The sequence below is a fragment of the Diaminobutyricimonas aerilata genome (genome assembly GCF_002797715.1).
Lineage (GTDB): Bacteria > Actinomycetota > Actinomycetes > Actinomycetales > Microbacteriaceae > Diaminobutyricimonas > Diaminobutyricimonas aerilata.
This window is the reverse complement of record NZ_PGFF01000001.1, coordinates 402,380-417,999: the sequence shown is the minus strand read 5'-3', so window position 1 is coordinate 417,999 and position 15,620 is coordinate 402,380. Positions and strand designations below refer to the sequence as shown.

Annotated in this window: 19 protein-coding genes; 9 read left to right on the top strand and 10 right to left on the bottom strand. The window is 70.7% G+C overall.

The annotated features are described in order from the left end of the window. The first annotated feature begins 33 nt into the window (after positions 1-33). Positions 34-996: a cation diffusion facilitator family transporter gene (locus CLV46_RS02125; protein WP_100363268.1), complete on the top strand. Its 963-nt coding sequence runs from the start codon at positions 34-36 to the stop codon at positions 994-996. Between the two features lie 100 nt (positions 997-1,096). On the opposite strand, the gene tadA is transcribed toward CLV46_RS02125, so the two are convergent. Beyond that, entirely contained in the window at positions 1,097-1,528 is a 432-nt protein-coding gene (tadA, locus tag CLV46_RS02120; RefSeq protein WP_100365833.1) for a tRNA adenosine(34) deaminase TadA, read from the bottom strand. 48 nt (positions 1,529-1,576) lie between these two features. On the opposite strand from tadA, the gene upp reads away from it, so the two are divergent. Both upp and CLV46_RS02110 read left to right on the top strand, forming a co-directional pair. Next, positions 1,577-2,209 (top strand): uracil phosphoribosyltransferase, encoded by a 633-nt coding sequence (upp, locus tag CLV46_RS02115; protein ID WP_100363267.1) that lies wholly within the window; start codon positions 1,577-1,579, stop codon positions 2,207-2,209. Then, entirely contained in the window at positions 2,196-2,786 is a 591-nt protein-coding gene (locus CLV46_RS02110; protein ID WP_100363266.1) for a pentapeptide repeat-containing protein, read from the top strand. The genes upp and CLV46_RS02110 overlap by 14 nt, the downstream gene beginning before the upstream one ends. 53 nt (positions 2,787-2,839) lie before the next feature. Here the strand turns inward: CLV46_RS02110 and CLV46_RS02105 are convergent, their stop codons facing one another. Together CLV46_RS02105 and CLV46_RS02100 are read right to left on the bottom strand one after the other, a co-directional pair. Further along, positions 2,840-4,213, bottom strand: coding sequence for a serine hydrolase domain-containing protein (locus CLV46_RS02105; RefSeq protein WP_211282129.1), 1,374 nt, complete (start codon positions 4,211-4,213; stop codon positions 2,840-2,842). Positions 4,214-4,223: 10 nt separating this feature from the next. Further along, complete coding sequence (locus CLV46_RS02100) at positions 4,224-4,490, bottom strand: hypothetical protein (protein ID WP_211282128.1); 267 nt, start codon at positions 4,488-4,490, stop codon at positions 4,224-4,226. A 75-nt stretch (positions 4,491-4,565) separates the two neighbouring features. Here CLV46_RS02100 and CLV46_RS02095 point away from each other — a divergent pair, with 75 nt between their 5' ends. After that, the gene (locus CLV46_RS02095) at positions 4,566-5,558 is read left to right on the top strand and encodes a GbsR/MarR family transcriptional regulator (RefSeq protein WP_211282127.1); all 993 of its coding nucleotides are present in this window, start codon (positions 4,566-4,568) and stop codon (positions 5,556-5,558) included. A gap of 41 nt (positions 5,559-5,599) precedes the next feature. On the opposite strand, the gene CLV46_RS02090 is transcribed toward CLV46_RS02095, so the two are convergent. Continuing rightward, positions 5,600-5,815, bottom strand: a complete 216-nt coding sequence (locus CLV46_RS02090) for an SCO4848 family membrane protein (RefSeq protein WP_100363263.1) — start codon at positions 5,813-5,815, stop codon at positions 5,600-5,602. A 350-nt stretch (positions 5,816-6,165) separates the two neighbouring features. On the opposite strand from CLV46_RS02090, the gene CLV46_RS02085 reads away from it, so the two are divergent. After that, the gene (locus CLV46_RS02085; protein WP_100365831.1) at positions 6,166-6,876 is read left to right on the top strand and encodes a winged helix-turn-helix domain-containing protein; all 711 of its coding nucleotides are present in this window, start codon (positions 6,166-6,168) and stop codon (positions 6,874-6,876) included. Positions 6,877-6,983: 107 nt separating this feature from the next. On the opposite strand, the gene CLV46_RS02080 is transcribed toward CLV46_RS02085, so the two are convergent. Next, complete coding sequence (locus CLV46_RS02080) at positions 6,984-8,135, bottom strand: epoxide hydrolase family protein (RefSeq protein ID WP_100363262.1); 1,152 nt, start codon at positions 8,133-8,135, stop codon at positions 6,984-6,986. Positions 8,136-8,257: 122 nt separating this feature from the next. On the opposite strand from CLV46_RS02080, the gene CLV46_RS02075 reads away from it, so the two are divergent. Next, positions 8,258-9,013: a class I SAM-dependent methyltransferase gene (locus tag CLV46_RS02075; protein WP_100363261.1), complete on the top strand. Its 756-nt coding sequence runs from the start codon at positions 8,258-8,260 to the stop codon at positions 9,011-9,013. Positions 9,014-9,049: 36 nt separating this feature from the next. On the opposite strand, the gene CLV46_RS02070 is transcribed toward CLV46_RS02075, so the two are convergent. Next, entirely contained in the window at positions 9,050-9,892 is an 843-nt protein-coding gene (locus CLV46_RS02070) for a hypothetical protein (protein WP_100363260.1), read from the bottom strand. 42 nt (positions 9,893-9,934) lie between these two features. After that, positions 9,935-10,114 carry a hypothetical protein gene (locus tag CLV46_RS02065; protein WP_100363259.1) on the bottom strand — a complete coding sequence of 60 codons (180 nt, stop codon included), beginning with the start codon at positions 10,112-10,114 and terminating at the stop codon, positions 9,935-9,937. Positions 10,115-10,159: 45 nt separating this feature from the next. Here CLV46_RS02065 and rlmC point away from each other — a divergent pair, with 45 nt between their 5' ends. Beyond that, on the top strand, positions 10,160-11,284 hold the full coding sequence (gene rlmC / locus CLV46_RS02060; protein ID WP_100363258.1) for a 23S rRNA (uracil(747)-C(5))-methyltransferase RlmC: 1,125 nt from the start codon (positions 10,160-10,162) through the stop codon (positions 11,282-11,284). A gap of 82 nt (positions 11,285-11,366) precedes the next feature. Continuing rightward, complete coding sequence (locus tag CLV46_RS02055) at positions 11,367-12,539, top strand: MFS transporter (RefSeq protein WP_100363257.1); 1,173 nt, start codon at positions 11,367-11,369, stop codon at positions 12,537-12,539. Positions 12,540-12,587: 48 nt separating this feature from the next. Here the strand turns inward: CLV46_RS02055 and CLV46_RS02050 are convergent, their stop codons facing one another. Together CLV46_RS02050 and CLV46_RS02045 are read right to left on the bottom strand one after the other, a co-directional pair. Then, positions 12,588-13,736: an AAA family ATPase gene (locus tag CLV46_RS02050; RefSeq protein ID WP_100363256.1), complete on the bottom strand. Its 1,149-nt coding sequence runs from the start codon at positions 13,734-13,736 to the stop codon at positions 12,588-12,590. An 82-nt stretch (positions 13,737-13,818) separates the two neighbouring features. Further along, positions 13,819-14,163, bottom strand: a complete 345-nt coding sequence (locus tag CLV46_RS02045) for a MerR family transcriptional regulator (protein ID WP_100363255.1) — start codon at positions 14,161-14,163, stop codon at positions 13,819-13,821. A gap of 110 nt (positions 14,164-14,273) precedes the next feature. On the opposite strand from CLV46_RS02045, the gene CLV46_RS02040 reads away from it, so the two are divergent. Beyond that, on the top strand, positions 14,274-15,140 hold the full coding sequence (locus CLV46_RS02040) for a CE1 family esterase (protein WP_100363254.1): 867 nt from the start codon (positions 14,274-14,276) through the stop codon (positions 15,138-15,140). Between the two features lie 10 nt (positions 15,141-15,150). On the opposite strand, the gene CLV46_RS02035 is transcribed toward CLV46_RS02040, so the two are convergent. Beyond that, positions 15,151-15,531, bottom strand: coding sequence for an ACT domain-containing protein (locus CLV46_RS02035; protein ID WP_211282126.1), 381 nt, complete (start codon positions 15,529-15,531; stop codon positions 15,151-15,153). Between the last annotated feature and the right edge of the window lie 89 nt (positions 15,532-15,620).

Here is a 15,620-nt window from a genome sequence, read left to right as displayed (position 1 = left end):
GTAACTTGGGAGAAGCACCGGGAAGGGCGGACCATGAGCGCATCGGGTGGCAGCAAGGCCATCATCGCGGCACTGCTGGCGAACGTCGGCATCGCGATCACCAAGTTCATCGCGTGGGCGTTCTCGGGGTCGAGCTCGATGCTCGCCGAAGGCGTGCACTCGCTCGCCGATTCCGGCAACCAGCTGCTGCTGCTGCTCGGCGGACGCAAGGCGCGTCGGGCGGCGGATGAGGCGCATCCGTTCGGCTACGGTCGCGAGCGCTTCGTCTACGCGTTCGTCGTGTCGATCATCCTGTTCGCCGTCGGCGGCGTGTTCTCGCTCTACGAGGGCGTGGAGAAGCTCACCCACCCCCACCCGCTCGAGCAGTGGTGGCTGCCGCTGCTCGTGCTCGCCGTGGCGATCGTGCTCGAGTCGTTCTCGTTGCGGACCGCCATCCGCGAGTCCCGCCCGCTGAAGGGCAACCAGTCGTGGGTGCAGTTCGTGCGGCGCGCGAAGGCGCCCGAGCTCCCCGTCGTGCTGCTCGAAGACACCGCGGCGCTGCTCGGCCTCGTGTTCGCGTTCGTCGGAGTCGGCGTCACCGTGCTCACCGGCGACGCCATGTGGGACGGCATCGGCACGATCGCGATCGGCGTGCTGCTCATCGTCGTGGCGATCATCCTCGGCGTCGAGACCAAGAGCCTGCTCGTGGGCGAGGGCGCGAGCGCCGCGGATGTGGCGAAGATCCGCGGGGTGATCAACCAGCACCCCGAGGTCGAGGCACTCATCCACCTGAAGACCCTCTACCTCGGACCCGACGAGCTGCTCGTCGGCGCGAAGGTCGCCTTCCCGCGTCAGACCCGCCTCACCGAGGTCGCCACGTCGATCAACGCGCTCGAGACGGCGATCCGCGAGCAGGTGCCCACTGCCCGCGTCATCTACCTCGAGCCCGACGTGTACCTGCCGGCGGGCGCCGACAACCCGTCGACCGACGCGATCGTCATCAAAGCCGCCGACTGACCCGGCCCCACGCCTCCACCCCAGTCGGTGAGTTGCGGACATCTGCGGCTTCGGCGCGCGTCATTCCCGCAGAAGTCCGCAACTCACCGGGGACGGGAGTTCAGCGGCGCGCTTCGAAGAACTCCGTGAGCAGGGCCGCGGAGGCGTCGGCGTCGACGCCGGCGAAGACCTCCACGGTGTGCGGCAGCCGGCGGTCGCGCAGCACGTCGTAGACGCTGCCGACGGCGCCCGCCTTCTCGTCCCACGCGCCGAACACGACCCGCGGCACGCGGGCGGAGAGGATCGCGCCCGCGCACATGACGCACGGCTCGAGCGTCACGACGAGCGTCGCGTCGGTGAGGTGCCAGTCCCCCGTCGCCGCGGCCGCCTCGCGCAGCGCGAGCACCTCGGCGTGGGCCGTCGGATCCTGCCGCAGCTCGCGTTCGTTGCGGCCACGGCCGATCACCGCGCCGCTGCCGTCGAGCACGATCGCCCCGACCGGCACGTCGCCCGTGTCGAGCGCCAACCGCGCCTCGGCGAGCGCCTCGCGCATCCAGCTGCCGACCCCGTCCACATGCCCTCCTGACGATAGGTTGACCTTATGCGAGTCCACGTCGCCGACCATCCGCTCATCACCCACAAGCTCTCGGTGCTGCGCGACAAGTCCACCCCGTCGCCCACCTTCCGCAACCTCACCGAAGAGCTCGTGACCCTGCTCGCCTACGAGGCGACGCGGTCCGTGCGCACGGTCGACGTGACCATCGAGACGCCCGTCGCCACCACGACCGGCGTCGCGATCGCCGACCCGCGTCCGCTCGTCGTGCCGATCCTGCGCGCCGGCCTCGGCATGCTCGACGGCATGGTCAAGCTCGTGCCCACCGCCGAGGTCGGATTCCTCGGCATGGTGCGCAACGAAGAGACGCTGCAGCCCGACATCTACGCCGAGCGCCTCCCCGACGACCTCTCGAACCGCCAGACGTTCGTGCTCGACCCGATGCTCGCCACCGGCGGCTCGCTCATCGCCGCGATCGAGTACCTCTTCGACCGCGGAGCGGTGGATGTGACCGCGATCTGCCTGATCGCGGCCCCGGAGGGGCTCGCCGCCGTCGAGAAGGCGACCCAGGGCCGCGACGTGACCATCGTGCTCGGCGCGCTCGACGAGAAGCTCAACGAGGTCGGCTACATCGTGCCCGGGCTCGGCGACGCCGGCGACCGGCTGTATGGAACCGTCTAGCGGACGCACCTTCCAGTCCGAGGACTGGTACGGACGCACGTTCGGAGCGGAACGCTTCGAGCGCTGCGTCTTCATCGACTGCGACCTCACCGAGGTCGTGACCGCCGGCACCGTCTTCGACGGCTGCGAGTTCCTCGGCGGCCGCCTCAACGCATCCGTGCACCGCTCGACCCGGTTCGCCACGTGCACCTTCCGCGAGGTGAGCATGTTCGACGCGACGTTCGAGCACTGCAAGCTCTCGGGCAGCCAGTTCATGGGATGCGCGCTGCGTCCGCTCACCGTCGTCGGAGGCGACTGGAGTCTCACGAGCCTGTTCGCCGCGGACCTGCGCGAGGTGTCGTTCGCGGGCGTCAAGCTCGACGAAGCCGACTTCACGGATGCGCGCCTCGAGAAGGCGTCGTTCCGGGGCGCGTCGCTCGTGCAGGCGACCCTCTCCCGCGCCCGGTTGCGCGGCGCGGACCTCGTCGGCGCGGATGCGGCCGGCGCGACCCTCGCGGGCATCGACTGGCGCGGCGTGCACATCGACGCCGCCCTCGCGGTGACGGTGGCCGAGTCGCTCGGCGCGCTCGTCGACTAGACGCATCGCCCCTTCAGGGGTGAGCGGCACGTTGCGATGCACGGTGCGGGCCCTCACGATCTCCGAGGGTGGAGACGGGCGTTGGTGTGGAGGTAGTGGGCGCGCCCGTCACGGAAGCCGAAGATCGCCGCCGTCTGCGCTTCCTCGAGCAGCGTGTTCGGCGGCATGAGGAAGTGGGTGTCGTCGATGGGAAGGAGGTCGTGGGTGATGCGGTCGGGTGTGCCCATGATCGCCGCCTGCATGGAGTCGACCTCGAGGTGGAGCTGGAGCGTGCCCTGTTCCGCGGTGACCTCGAAACGGGTGCCGGGTCGTTCGAACACGCCGACGTAGCGCGCCGGGTCGAGGACGATGCTCGGGTCGGGGGTCGGCAGCGGGGGGATGGTGACGGTCCCCAACTGCTCGAGGATGAGGTTGAAGATCTCCGTGTGGCGGCCTTCGCGAGGGTCGCCGTTGCTGAGCAGGGCCAACGCGAGGTCATCGTCAGGGAGGATGCGCAGGCGGGCGTTCTGCCCGATCGTGCTGCCGTCGTGTCCATAGACGGTGTGCCCGTGCCAGTCGGCGACGACGAGGCCGAGCGCCCATTCTCGGCCGAGAGTGTAGGGGTCGGGGATCGGCACCCGTGAGGTCGTCATCTCGCGTATCGCGGCCGCGGACACGATGCGCTGGCCGTTCGGGGCGAGGCCGGCGTGAAGGTAGACGTGAGCCAGGGCGAGCACGTCACGGATGGTGGAGGTGATCGCGCCGCCAGCGCCGAACGCACGGGGCAGGTCGTCCACTGGCGTGGGGATCGGTCCCTCGCCGAGCGAGCGGATCAGGTGGCCGCGGGCTGCACGGGCCGTGTCGACCTCTTCGCGCCAGGCGTGGGTGTCGGTGATCCCCATCGGGGTGAAGAGCCGCTCGGCCATGATCCGGTGCCAGGGCTTGCCGTCGATGACCTCCATGATGCGGGCGAGGATCGCGTACCCGAGGGCGGCGCTGTATCCATGGACGGAGCCGAAGGGGCTGACCTGGGGCGCATCCGCGACGGCCTCGACCATCCGCTCGTACACGTCGTCGTCGTCGCCCGGGTCACCGAAGGACTCCTCGATCCCGCTCGTGTGATTGAGCAACTGCCGTGACGTCACCTGGGCGCTCACGGCCGGGTCGGCCACCCGGAATTCCGGTAGGTAGCTACGCACCGGTTCATCCAGCGCCACTTCGCCTTCGTCGACGAGCTGCATGAAAGCCAGCGCCGTCCACGACTTCGTCAACGACCCGCACTGGAACACCGTGTCGGACGCCACGGGCTCTCCGGTGGTGATGTCTTTCACGCCGTAAGCGAGCTCGGTGAGCTCACCACGGTGCAGGATGCCGACTGTTGCGCCGGGGGTCTGGTACCGGGCGAGGATCTCGGCGATCCGGGGGCGCACCTGGGCGAGCGCGGACACCAGCGGGGCCCTACTTACCGAGGCTGAGGCCGATGGCGTTGGCGGCGTCGGCCTCGAAATACTCGGTGGTCGCTGACGGCCCCGCATGTTCATCCAGAACGGCTCGGACCCCCTCGATCGACTCGGACCGGATCACGTTCACCGCCCTCGTCCCGTCGGTGTCTGCCAGAGCGAGAACCCACGTCGCGCCCTTCGGTAGGCGCCCGTGCGCCTTCTTCAAACCACCCCAGAACCGGTCGCTATCGTTCACCGTCGAGATCGCCAAGACGTGCATCACACCCTCCATCATGTTTCGGATTGACGAAACGCTACGTTGCGTTTCTCGGAGCGTCAACGTAAGGTGCGAGGAATCGTGAGATCGTTGCGAAACGATGTCAGTGAACGCAATCCGACGCGTTGCGACACGATCGGAGGACGGATGGCGGCGGGTCGGCTGAATCTCGAGGATCGACAGGCGATCGCGTCCGGGCTCGCGCAAGGGCGCTCCTATGCACAGATCGCGCGGCAGATCGGACGCCCGACGTCGACCGTCAGCCGTGAAGTCTCCCGCAACGGGCATCGCGACTACGACGCAGCGGAAGCACACCAGGCGAACCGCCGCGACGGTCGCAAGCGCGTCAGCGCAACGCCGGCGAGCGGCACCGGGGATGTCAGGGACGCGTTCATCAGCGAACTCGCTTCCACGCTCGCCGCGACGGGGATGCCGCGAATGGCCGCGCGAGTCTTCGCCCGCCTCGCCACCTCCGCAACCGACACCATGACGGCTGCCGCCCTTGTGCGCGACCTCGGCGTGAGCCCCGCATCCGTGTCCAAATCGATCGCGTACCTCGAGCGCATGGAACTCGTCGAACGTCACGTCGAGCCCGGCAGCCGCAAAGAGCGATACAGGGTCGGCGACGATGTGTGGACACGAGCAATCCGCGCCGACTCCAGCGGCCATGCGAGCGTCGCCGATGTCGCCCAACAGGGCGTCGCCTTCTTCGGCGAGGACAGCCCGGTGGGTATCCGGCTCGCTCACATGAGCCGGTTCTTCGGAAACCTGACCGAGCAACTTCGCGGCAGCGGCCTGGCGGCCCCGACCGTGGACGATGCGATGACCGTCGCCGCCGCGCTCGGCCACACGCAGCACCGCATGACCGCAGCACAACTGGTCAGTGCACTGGGATGGACTCGCCACCGACTCGACGCCGCAATCCGACAGCTGCGAGAACAGCCTGTCCTCGCTGACCCGTTCACGGTGCACGAGAACGATGCAGGGTATCGGCTACAAGCCCGGCCCGACCGCCTCTCGCCCGAACAACGCGCGGGACTGCAGAAACAGGTGGCGCCGACCGACGATCGTTAGCCAGACCGTCGACAACCTCGGCGCGCTCGTCGACTAGCCGCTCAGGCCAGCAGCAGCCCCACGGCGGCGACGACCGAGAGCACCGCGATTCCGAGGGCGATGCCCACGAGCACGCGGTGCACGGTGAGGAAGCGGGTCGCGTTCCCTTGCGCATCCCTGGCCCGCGGGTCGGCGGAGACGCGGCGCAGGAACTGCGGCCAGGCGACGATGTTGAACACCGCTCCGAGCAGCAGCACGATGACGGCGAGAGTGAGCACGGATTCAGCCTAAGCGGCGGCGCCGAGCGTCCGTTGTCGTCGTGCCGGCTTGACTTTCCGGCGGGTGGTGCAAGAAACTTGCACGCATGACCGTATTCGCACGTCCCCTGACCTCCCTCGAGGCCCACGGGAACGCCGGCATGATGATGCCGGCGGCGACGGTCATGTGTTGTCGAATGTGTGCGTGAGCGGCACTTCTTCCCTCTCGCCCCGTCCGGATATCTGCGCATAACGCGATCCGGACCCACCGCCGCAGATCCGCGGCGCGGTTTCCTCTACTTCGACATCCCCTCCGACGAACCGTTCCGGTGATGACCGGCGTCGTCGACGCACCCAAGGACTTCTCTCCCATGTCTCTCGCCACCCTCGACCGTCCCCGTACCGCCGCTCAGCTCCACGCCGTCGCTCCGGCCCCCGCCCGGGAGACCCCCACCCAGCAGCCGCGGTTGCGTCCGGTGCCCGAAGGCACCGAGGCCCGCGGCTTCGTGCTCTACGTCGGCATCGACGAGGCGAAGGCCGCCGCCGACGGCGTCGACCTGAGCCAGCTCGTCGAGGCGCTCAAGGCGGTCACCGCCCAGCTCGCCCCCTCCGCCGAGACGTACGCCGCCGTCGCCCTCGCCCCGCGCAGCGCCGGCGGCCGCGACGTCGATGTCGTGCGGCTCGCCCTGCAGGACCCGGCCGCGCTCGCCAAGCACCGGCAGGAGCCCGAGCCGGAGGAGGTCCGCGCCGAGGGCGTCGTGATCGACATCTCCCGCAAGCGCGTCGTGATCGACGACGAGAACGCCGGACTCACCTACAAGGAGTTCGAGCTGCTGCAGTACCTCGTGCTGCGCGAGGGCCGCACCATCGAGCGCGCCGAGCTCATCGCCAAGCTGTGGGCCGACAGCGAGGAGGAGGCCCCGAACGAGCGCACCATCGACGTGCACGTGCGCCGCCTGCGCTCGAAGCTCGGCGCCTACGAAGACATCGTGCGCACGGTGCGCGGCGCGGGCTACCGCTTCGACCGCCACGCCGACGTCGCGATCCGCTACGCGAGCACCCCCAGCCCCGACGTCTTCTGACACCGACACCGGTCCCCGAGCCCGTCGAATGGACCGCCACGCACGCCCCGCTTCGACAAGCTCAGCGACCGCCCGGTCCCTGAGCCCGTCGAAGGGACCCCGCAACGTCAGCGGAGCGCGCGGAAGGCGGCGCGCACCTCCTGCACGAACAGCTCGGGCTGTTCGAACGCGGCGAAGTGGCCGCCGCGTTCGGGTTCATTCCAATAGCGGATGTCGGTGAACCGTCGCTCCGCCCACCGGCGGGACGGGCGCGGGATGTCGCGGAACACGGATGCGGCGACGGGCACGTCGATCGTGTCGGTCGTGCCGGCGGTGAACCATCCGTCGACCGTCGCGTAGCTCTCCCAGTAGAGCCGGGTGGACGACGCCCCAGTGCCGGTGAGCCAGTAGAGCGTGATGTCGTCGAGCACCGCGTCGATGCCGAGCACCTCGAGCGGATCGCCGTCGACCCACGCCGCGAACTTCTCGAAGATCCACGCCGCCTGCCCGACCGGCGAGTCGAGCAGCGCATAGCCGAGCGTCTGCGGACGTGTCGAGTGCATCGCCGCGTACCCCGACCCGGTCTCGCCCACGGCGGCGAGCGCATCCAGCGACGCCTGCTCCGCCTCCGTCAGATCGTCGAGAGTGGCCGGATCCGCTCCCACGAGGGGTGGAGTGAGGTACAACCCGATGACGTTCTGCGGGTCGTGCACGCCGACCATCGTGCTGATGCTCGTGCCCCAGTCGCCTCCGCCCGCCCCGTAACGCCGGTAGCCGAGGCGCGCCATGAGTTCCGCCCACGCGCGGGCGATGCGTTCGATCCCCCAGCCGGCTTCCCGCGGGCGCGAGCTGAAGCCGTATCCGGGGACGGACGGCAGCACCAGGTGGAACGCGTCCTCGGGCCGGCCACCGTGGCGCTCGGGATCGGTCAGCGGCTCGATCACACGCAGGAACTCGATGACCGACCCCGGCCAGCCGTGCGTGAGCAGCAGGGGCGTCGCCTCCGGATGCGGCGAGCGCACATGCAGGAAGTGCACGTCGACGCCGTCGATGCGCGTCGTGAACTGCGGATGCGCATTGAGCCGGGACTCGACGCGACGCCAGTCGTACTCGTCGGCCCAGTAGCGCGCGAGTTCGCGCATCACCGCGAGGGGCACGCCTTGCGCCCAGCCGTCGACGGTCTCCCGGTCGGGCCAGCGCGTGGCGCGGATGCGCGCCCGCAGATCGTCGAGGTCGCTGTGCGCGACGTCGATGGTGAAGGGCCGGATCTCGTGCACCATGCGGCCATGATGCTGCACACCGCCGACCCGCGCACGAGGCAGAACTGCCGACATCCGACGCATCAGCGCCGATCGCGCCGAGACCCGACGATCCGGGGCACACTGGGGACGGAGGAGGAGCGGTGGACGGAGCGGACGAGGACGCCTGGTCGGGTGTCGCGGCGGACTGGGCGGCGTTGTGGGGCGGCTTCTCGGATCCCGCGCGCCGGGCGATCATCGCCGGCGCGGGCATCGGACCGGGCAGCCGGGTGCTCGATGTCGGATGCGGGAGCGGCGAGTTCCTCGCGATGCTGCACTCGGTGGGCGCCGTGGCCGCCGGGATCGACCCGGCTCCGCGGATGATCGACGCGGCCCGTTCTCTCGCACCCGACGCGGACGTACGGCTCGGTGCCGCCGAGTCGCTGCCGTGGGGTCACGACTCCTTCGACGTCGTGACGGCGGTCAACGCGATCCAGTTCGCCGACGACACCCTCGCCGCCCTCGCCGAGGCGGCGCGCGTGACGGTGCCGGGGGGACGGATCGCGATCAGCAACTGGGCGGAGGGCGCGCGCAACGACCTGGACGTGCTCGAACGGGCGGTCGCCGAGGCGGCCGGTGAGGAACTGCGCCCCGACGGCGACCTGCGGCAGGAGGGCGGGCTCGAGGAGCTGCTCACCGAGGGCGGGCTCACCGTGCTCGAGGCGGGCATCGTCGAGATGCCGTGGGAGGCCCCCGACGACGCGACGCTCGTGCGCGGCGTGCTCATGGGAGAGGATGCCGACGTGATCGACGAGGCGACGCCGGTGCTGCTCGCCGCGGCCCGCCGGTTCCGCACGGAAAGCGGCGGTTACCGGCTGGTCAACGCGTTCCGTTATGCGATCGGCCGCACCCCCGGCTGAGCGGATCCGGGCCGCGCAGGATGCGGTCGCGCAGCGTCAATGCGGCACGTCGCCGAACGTGCCCTCCGTGTACACGGGACCGTCGTCGCCGACGGTCGTGAGCTGGTAGTCGAGCGGGTGGCCCTCGACATCGGCGTCGGCGAGCCCCGGGTCGCGCAGGAGCCGGTCGATGTCGGCCACCTCGTCAGGCGTGAGCCGCGCCACCCACAGCTTCGGCCATTGCGGCCCGTCCGTCATGGCCTCGAGCAGCACCTCCGCATCCGGGTGGTCGCGTGCGATCCCGATGATCACGTCGATCGCCTCGGTGGAGGTGCGTGACGGCACGTGCACGATGCGCAGGTGCTCGTCGGAGAAGAGTGTGTAGGTGCCGCCGTCGCGGAACAGCGCCAGGTCGCGGATGCCGTGGAAACGGTCGGAGAACTGCTCGATCGAGTCGATGGTCACGTACGGCCAGCCGTCGATCACCGTGATGCCGCGCACCCCGCCGAGGCGCTCGATCGCGAGGATGTCCGTCAGCGCGTCCGGATCCTCCGCCGACTCGGGCGGGTGCAGCCGCACCGTCCACGTGCGCTCCCGGATGGAGTCGCTTGCGCCGGCATCCGGTCCGGGGCGGGCGAGGTCGACGGTGCCCAGGTAGTCGGCGTCGCCGGCGAGTCGCACCACTCGGTGCGCCGCGTCACGCACCTGTTCGTCGGTCGCGTCCGGGCTCATGTCCACGGTCATGCTCATCAGGTGGGGTTCGACGGGCATCGCGCCCGGAATGGCGGAGAGGTCCTCGGCGAGCTCGGCGGCGACGTCGACGGGGTCGGCGGGGCCGGCGGCGCAACCGCCGATCAGGGCGACGACGGCCAGCAGAGCGACGCGGAAGCGGAGGAGCACTCAGTCATCCTGCCGGGTGCGAGCCCGGTTCACCGAACCGCGTCAGCGACGCGTGTCACGCTGACGACGCCTCGCGAGGACCGCCGCGACGACGAAGAGGAGAGCGGCGATCGCGTTGAGCGTCGCGGTGAACTCGTCGCCGCTCGCGAACGCGAGCACGGCGGAGGCCGCGAACAGGGCGCTCGCGACGAACAGGATGACGACGGTCGTGCGACGGTTCATGGTGTCATCCTGCCGTGCGGCGGCCCGGCCTAGGATCGGTAGCCCATGCAGTGCTCCTATTTCGACGCCGGTTTGTGCCGCTCGTGCACCCTGCTCGAGCAGCCGTACGAGCAGCAGCTCGCCGGCAAGGAGGCGCGCGTGCGTGAATTGCTCGCGCCGCATCCGGGCATCCAGTGGCTGCCGACGGTCCCCAGCGCGGAGGGCGGGTTCCGCAACAAGGCGAAGATGATGGTCGGCGGAACGATCGCGGCACCCACTCTCGGACTGCTCGACGGACGCGGACGCGGCATCGACCTGCGCGGCTGTGCGGTGTGCACCCCGGGCATCCGGGCCGCGCTGCCCGCCGTGGCGTCGTTCATCACCGCGGCCGGACTCGAGCCCTACGACGTGCCCACGCGGCGCGGTCAACTCAAGAACGTGATCCTCACCGAGTCGCCGGCCGGTGAACTGATGGTGCGCTTCGTCGTGCGCACGGCCGACGTGCTGCCCGCCATCCGCGCCCAGCTGCCGTCGTTGCTCGCCGCGGAACCGCGGGCCACGGTCGTGTCGGTGAACCTGCACCCCGAGCACAAGGCGGTGGTGGAGGGCGACACCGAGGTGGTGCTCACCGAGAACGACACGCTCACCATGCGCCTCGGCACGGTCGACCTCCGGCTGCGCCCGCAGAGCTTCTTCCAGACCAACAGCGCCGTCGCGGCGGCCCTCTACGCGCAAGCGGTGGAGTGGACGGATGCGCTGCAGCCGCGCTCGGTGTGGGATCTGTATTGCGGGGTCGGCGGGTTCGCGCTGCATTGCGCAGCGCCCGGACGGCGGGTGCTCGGCATCGAGACGAGCGCCGAGGCGATCGAGAGCGCGCGCGCCAGCGCGACCGCGGCCGCCGCGACGGACGTGCGCTTCGAGGTGGGCGACGCGACCGGGTTCGCGCTCGCCGCCGACGAGCATCCGGACCTCGTGATCGTCAACCCGCCGCGACGCGGCATCGGGACGGAGCTCGCCGGGTGGATCGAACGCTCCGAGGTGCGACACGTCATCTACTCGAGCTGCAACGCCGTCACCCTCGCGAAGGATCTCGCCGCGATGCCGTCGTGGCGTCCCGTGCGGGCGCGCGTGCTCGACATGTTCCCGCACACCGAGCACTTCGAGGTGATCACCCTGCTCGAACGAGTGTGACGCCCGCCTGGAAGGGCGCTGCGTCGGCGCGCGACCGCCCGCGAGGGCGTGGCACGATCGGGAGGATGACTTCCGGAGCCGCATGAGCGCGTTCAGCTACCAGGCGGCGTCCGTGCCGCTTCGACTCGCGAGCGCCGGTACCGTCGTCGCCCTCCCCGTGCTCGCCGTCGAACGGCTCGACTCCGTCGCGATCGGCGGACTGCTCACCGGCGCCGCGCTGTTCCCGGCGATCGTCGTCGCCCCCCTGGTCGGTACCGTGCTCGACCGCATGCGTCGGCCCCGGCGGTTGCTCATCGGCGCCGCGCTCACCACCGCGCTCGCGTTCGCGATCGCGGCGATGCTCGGCGACGTGCCCACCGGGCTCGTGGCGCTCGCGCTCGTCATCGCCGGGCTCACCACACCGGTGTACATGGGCGGCATGTCGAGTTTCGTGACGAGCGCGATCGCGGAGCCGCGCAAGGCGTACGCGCAGGACTCCCTCTCGTACACGATGGCGTCGATCGCCGGTCCCGCCATCGCGGCACTCGCGATCGCTTTGGACTCGGCACGGTCGGCGATGTTCGCGATGGCGGTACTCGCCCTCATCGGCACGTTCGGTTCACTGGGGCTCTCGATGGATGCGCGACCGGCGCCCGAGCAGGGGGTGCGTCGCACGATCGCGGCGGGCATCACGCACCTCGTGCGGCACCGGCCGATCGCGGTCGTGACCATCTCCGGCACGCTCAGTCAGGTCGGCGGCGGTGCCGCGGGCGTCGCCGCGGTCGGGCTCTCGATCGAACGGGCCGGCGACATCGGCGCGGCCGCGTGGATCATGACCGCCTTCGCCGTGGGCGGCCTCGCGGGCGCGATCGCGATCGCCGTGCGCCGGTGGACCCGCCGCTCCCCCGCGTGGGTGATGGGCGCCGGCTTCGCCGCCACCGGGGTGCTCATCTTCGCCGCGACACCCGACCTCGGCATCCTGTACACGATCGCGGTGATCGGCCTTGCGGGCATCTTCACCGCGCCGGCGAACGCCGCGATGCTGCTGCTGCGCGACCAGGAGAGCCCGGCGACGGTGAAGTCGCAGGTGTTCACGATCGGCGCGGGACTGCGTTCCGCGGCCGCGGCGGTCGGCGCCGCTCTCGCCGGCGCGGTGTCGGGCCTGGATGCGGGCTGGCTTATCGGCGGCATCGGCGTCGTGTGGATGCTCTCCGGTCTGCTGCTCGTCGCGTTCCCGCGCGATCAGCGGGTGCCGCGCGCCGAGCGCGGTCACTGACCGGGTCGCCCGCGGGTTCCCTTCGACAGGCTCAGAGAACGGGACGCGTCAGCGCTTGCCCCAGTCCCACCGCGGGCGCTCGAGCATCCCGAGTCCGTCGATGTCGGTCGCGTCGGACCGCTTCACGAGGGTGAGGGCGTTCACCTCCGGCGCCTCCCCCAGCAGCTCGGCGAGACGCTGGGCGTGAGTGATCACGACGACCTGCGTGTTCTCGGATGCGCGACGGATGAGGGAGGCGAGGGCGGGCAGGAGGTCGACGTGCAGGCTCGTCTCCGGCTCGTTGAGCACCATGAGCTCGGGTGGCTGCGGGGTGAGCAGAGCCGCAGTGAGCAGCAGGAAGCGCAGTGTGCCGTCGGAGAGTTCCGCCGCCCCGAGCGGACGGAGCAGTCCACTCTGACGCAGCCCGAGCGTGAAGACACCGTCCGTCGCCGCGACCTCGATCCGCGACCCGGGGAAGGCCTCGTCGATCGTGGCGTCGAGCGTCCGCGCCCCGCCGTCTTCGACGATCGTGCGCAGGGCCGCCGCGAGGTCCGATCCGTCGTCGCTCAGCACCGGGGTGCGCGTGCCGATCTGCGGACGGCGGGCGGGTGCGTCGATGTCGGTGCGCAGGTGGTCGTAGAAGCGCCAGTCGCGCAGCCGGTTGCGCAGGGTCAGCAGTTCCGGGGTCGTCTGCGTGTCGCCGAGTTCGCCGAGGATGCTGCGATGCCCGGGCGGTGCGTACGGCACGTCGTGCCAGGCGTCGTCGCGCACGCGCACGTGGGCGTTGCGGCGTTCGACGAGTAACGCCGACGGTCGCGCGACGGGGCCGGCGAACACCGACTCGCGTTTGATGACGGGGTCGCGGTTGAACATCGTCGACTCCGCCGGCACCGGCAGGCCGAGGTCGACGAGGTACCCGAGGTCGTCGCTCGCGAAACCCAGCTGCAGCGCGATCGGCCGCGTGCGCATCGTGCCCTGCGCGGTCGAGCCCGGTTTCACCGGCTGCTCCGGTCCCGCCCAGAGCACCGCATCCAGGCCGCCCTCGCGAGCGAGGGCACGGATGGCCCCACCCTCCGCCATGCCGGCGATGAGCCGCAACGCGCGGTACACGTTCGACTTGCCGCTGCCGTTCGCCCCCGTGATGACGTTGAGTCCGCTCAATGGCAGCACGAGGTCGTGCACGGAGCGGTATCCGGAGATCGCGACGGCGGTGAGCATGCCTTCACTGTGTCAGCGGCCGGTGACGCCCGCATCCGCCCCGGGTCGGACGCGGCAGACGCCGATCCGGAGTGGCGGAGCCCTACGCCCCTCGGGCGTCGAGGAACTCGTTCACGAGCCGGTGCGTCTCGGACAGCCGGGCGATGCGACCGGCCATCTCGTCCCGCACTCGCGCGAGGTGCACGACGGCGTCGTCGTGGGCGGATGCCGGAGCCTGACCGCTGCAGGCGAGGACGCTGCGCACGACCGGACGCGGGAAGCCCAAGCCGAACAGCTCGTGGATGGTGGCGGCTCGCTCGACGGTCGCGTCGTCGTACTCGCGGTAGCCGTTGGGCCCGCGCTCCGCGTGGATGAGGCCGTGCTGCTCGTAATAACGCAGCGAGCGGGGGCTCACGCCGCTCCGTCGGCTCAGTTCACCGATCTTCACCGCTGCCGCCTTGACCTTGACACGGTGTCAGAGCCTAGCGTCGGCGTGGTCGCGCGCGGAAGCGGGGGCGCGCCCGCTCCCCTCGCCGACTCAGGACAGGAAGAGAGTTCATGCACGAGAGCATCGAGGTCGCGGGCCGGAGCCGCACGCTCACCGTCATCGGAGATCCGACGGGCCGGCCGGGTCGCGGCCTGGTCCTGATCCTTCACGGGTCGCGCCAGACCGGCGAGGTCCACCGCCGTTTCACCGGGGCGTCCTTCGACGCCCTCGCGGATCGGGGCACGGCCGTCGTGGCGTACCTCGACGGGTACCGCGGCAACTGGAACGACGCACGCCGAGAGAGCCGCTTCCCGGCCCGTCGGGAGAACATCGACGATGTCGGCTTCGTGCGCGCGGTGATCGACCGGCTGGCTCAGACCCACGCCGTCGACCGGCGGCGCGTCGTCGTGGCCGGCTTCTCCAACGGAGGGCAGATGGCCATGCGGCTCATCCACGAGGTGCCCGACCTGCTCGCCGGGGCCGCGGTGGTCGGCGCCACCATGCCGAGCGCGGCGAGCTTCGTCGATCCGAGACCCGCCGCGGCAGCGCATCCGCTGCCTGTCCTGCTCGTCCACGGCACGGCGGACCCGATCGCGCCTTTCGAGGGCGGGCGCATGAGGGGATGGGCCGAGCGGATGTTCAAGGTCGGCGGCACGACCCTGTCCATGGTGCAGACGGCCGAGTACTTCGCGCGGCGCAACGGCGTCACGGACCCGCCCCGCACGTCGCGGGTCTCGCCCGAAGGCCGGCGGCCCTGGGCCGCCCGCACGGACTACACCGACCGGGAGCGGCCCCCCGTGCGGCTCTTCACCATCCACGGCGGCGGCCACACCGTCCCGGGTCCGAAGAGGGCGCCGTTCATCCTGGGTCGGACCGGTCGCGACATCTCTACCGCCGAAGAGGTGGCGCGCTTCTTCGGCGTCGGTACCGCGGAGTAGCGGCTGCCGACTACAGCAGCGTGTGGCCCGCGGCCGCCAACTGCTCGCGCGCCTGGTCGCGGCTCGCCGTGGGGAACATGAGGACGTCGCCGTCGAAGGTCGAGACGACGAAGACGGGGCATCCGACGGCGGACAGCGGAGCCACCAGCGAGGTCACGACGCCGGTGAGCCCGAACGGGATCGGACCGCTCGCGTACACGGCCGTCCACGGCCCGTCGATCTCCGCATCCTCCGGCGCCGATTCGGAGCGGCAGACGATCGAGAGCTCCTGCGGCGTGCGGGTGATCGAGACGAACCCGTCGAGGTCGGGGCTCGTGAGCAGGCGCGCCGGCGGCTCGGCCGTGGGAGCGAGCCGGGCGATCACGTAGTCACCGGCGAGTGGACGTAACACGACAGAGGGAGCGGGCATTCGAGGTCCGTTTCGCACCGCGCGGAAGGCTCCATCGATCGGGAGCCGCGAGCATCGCGCGCTCTCATCAT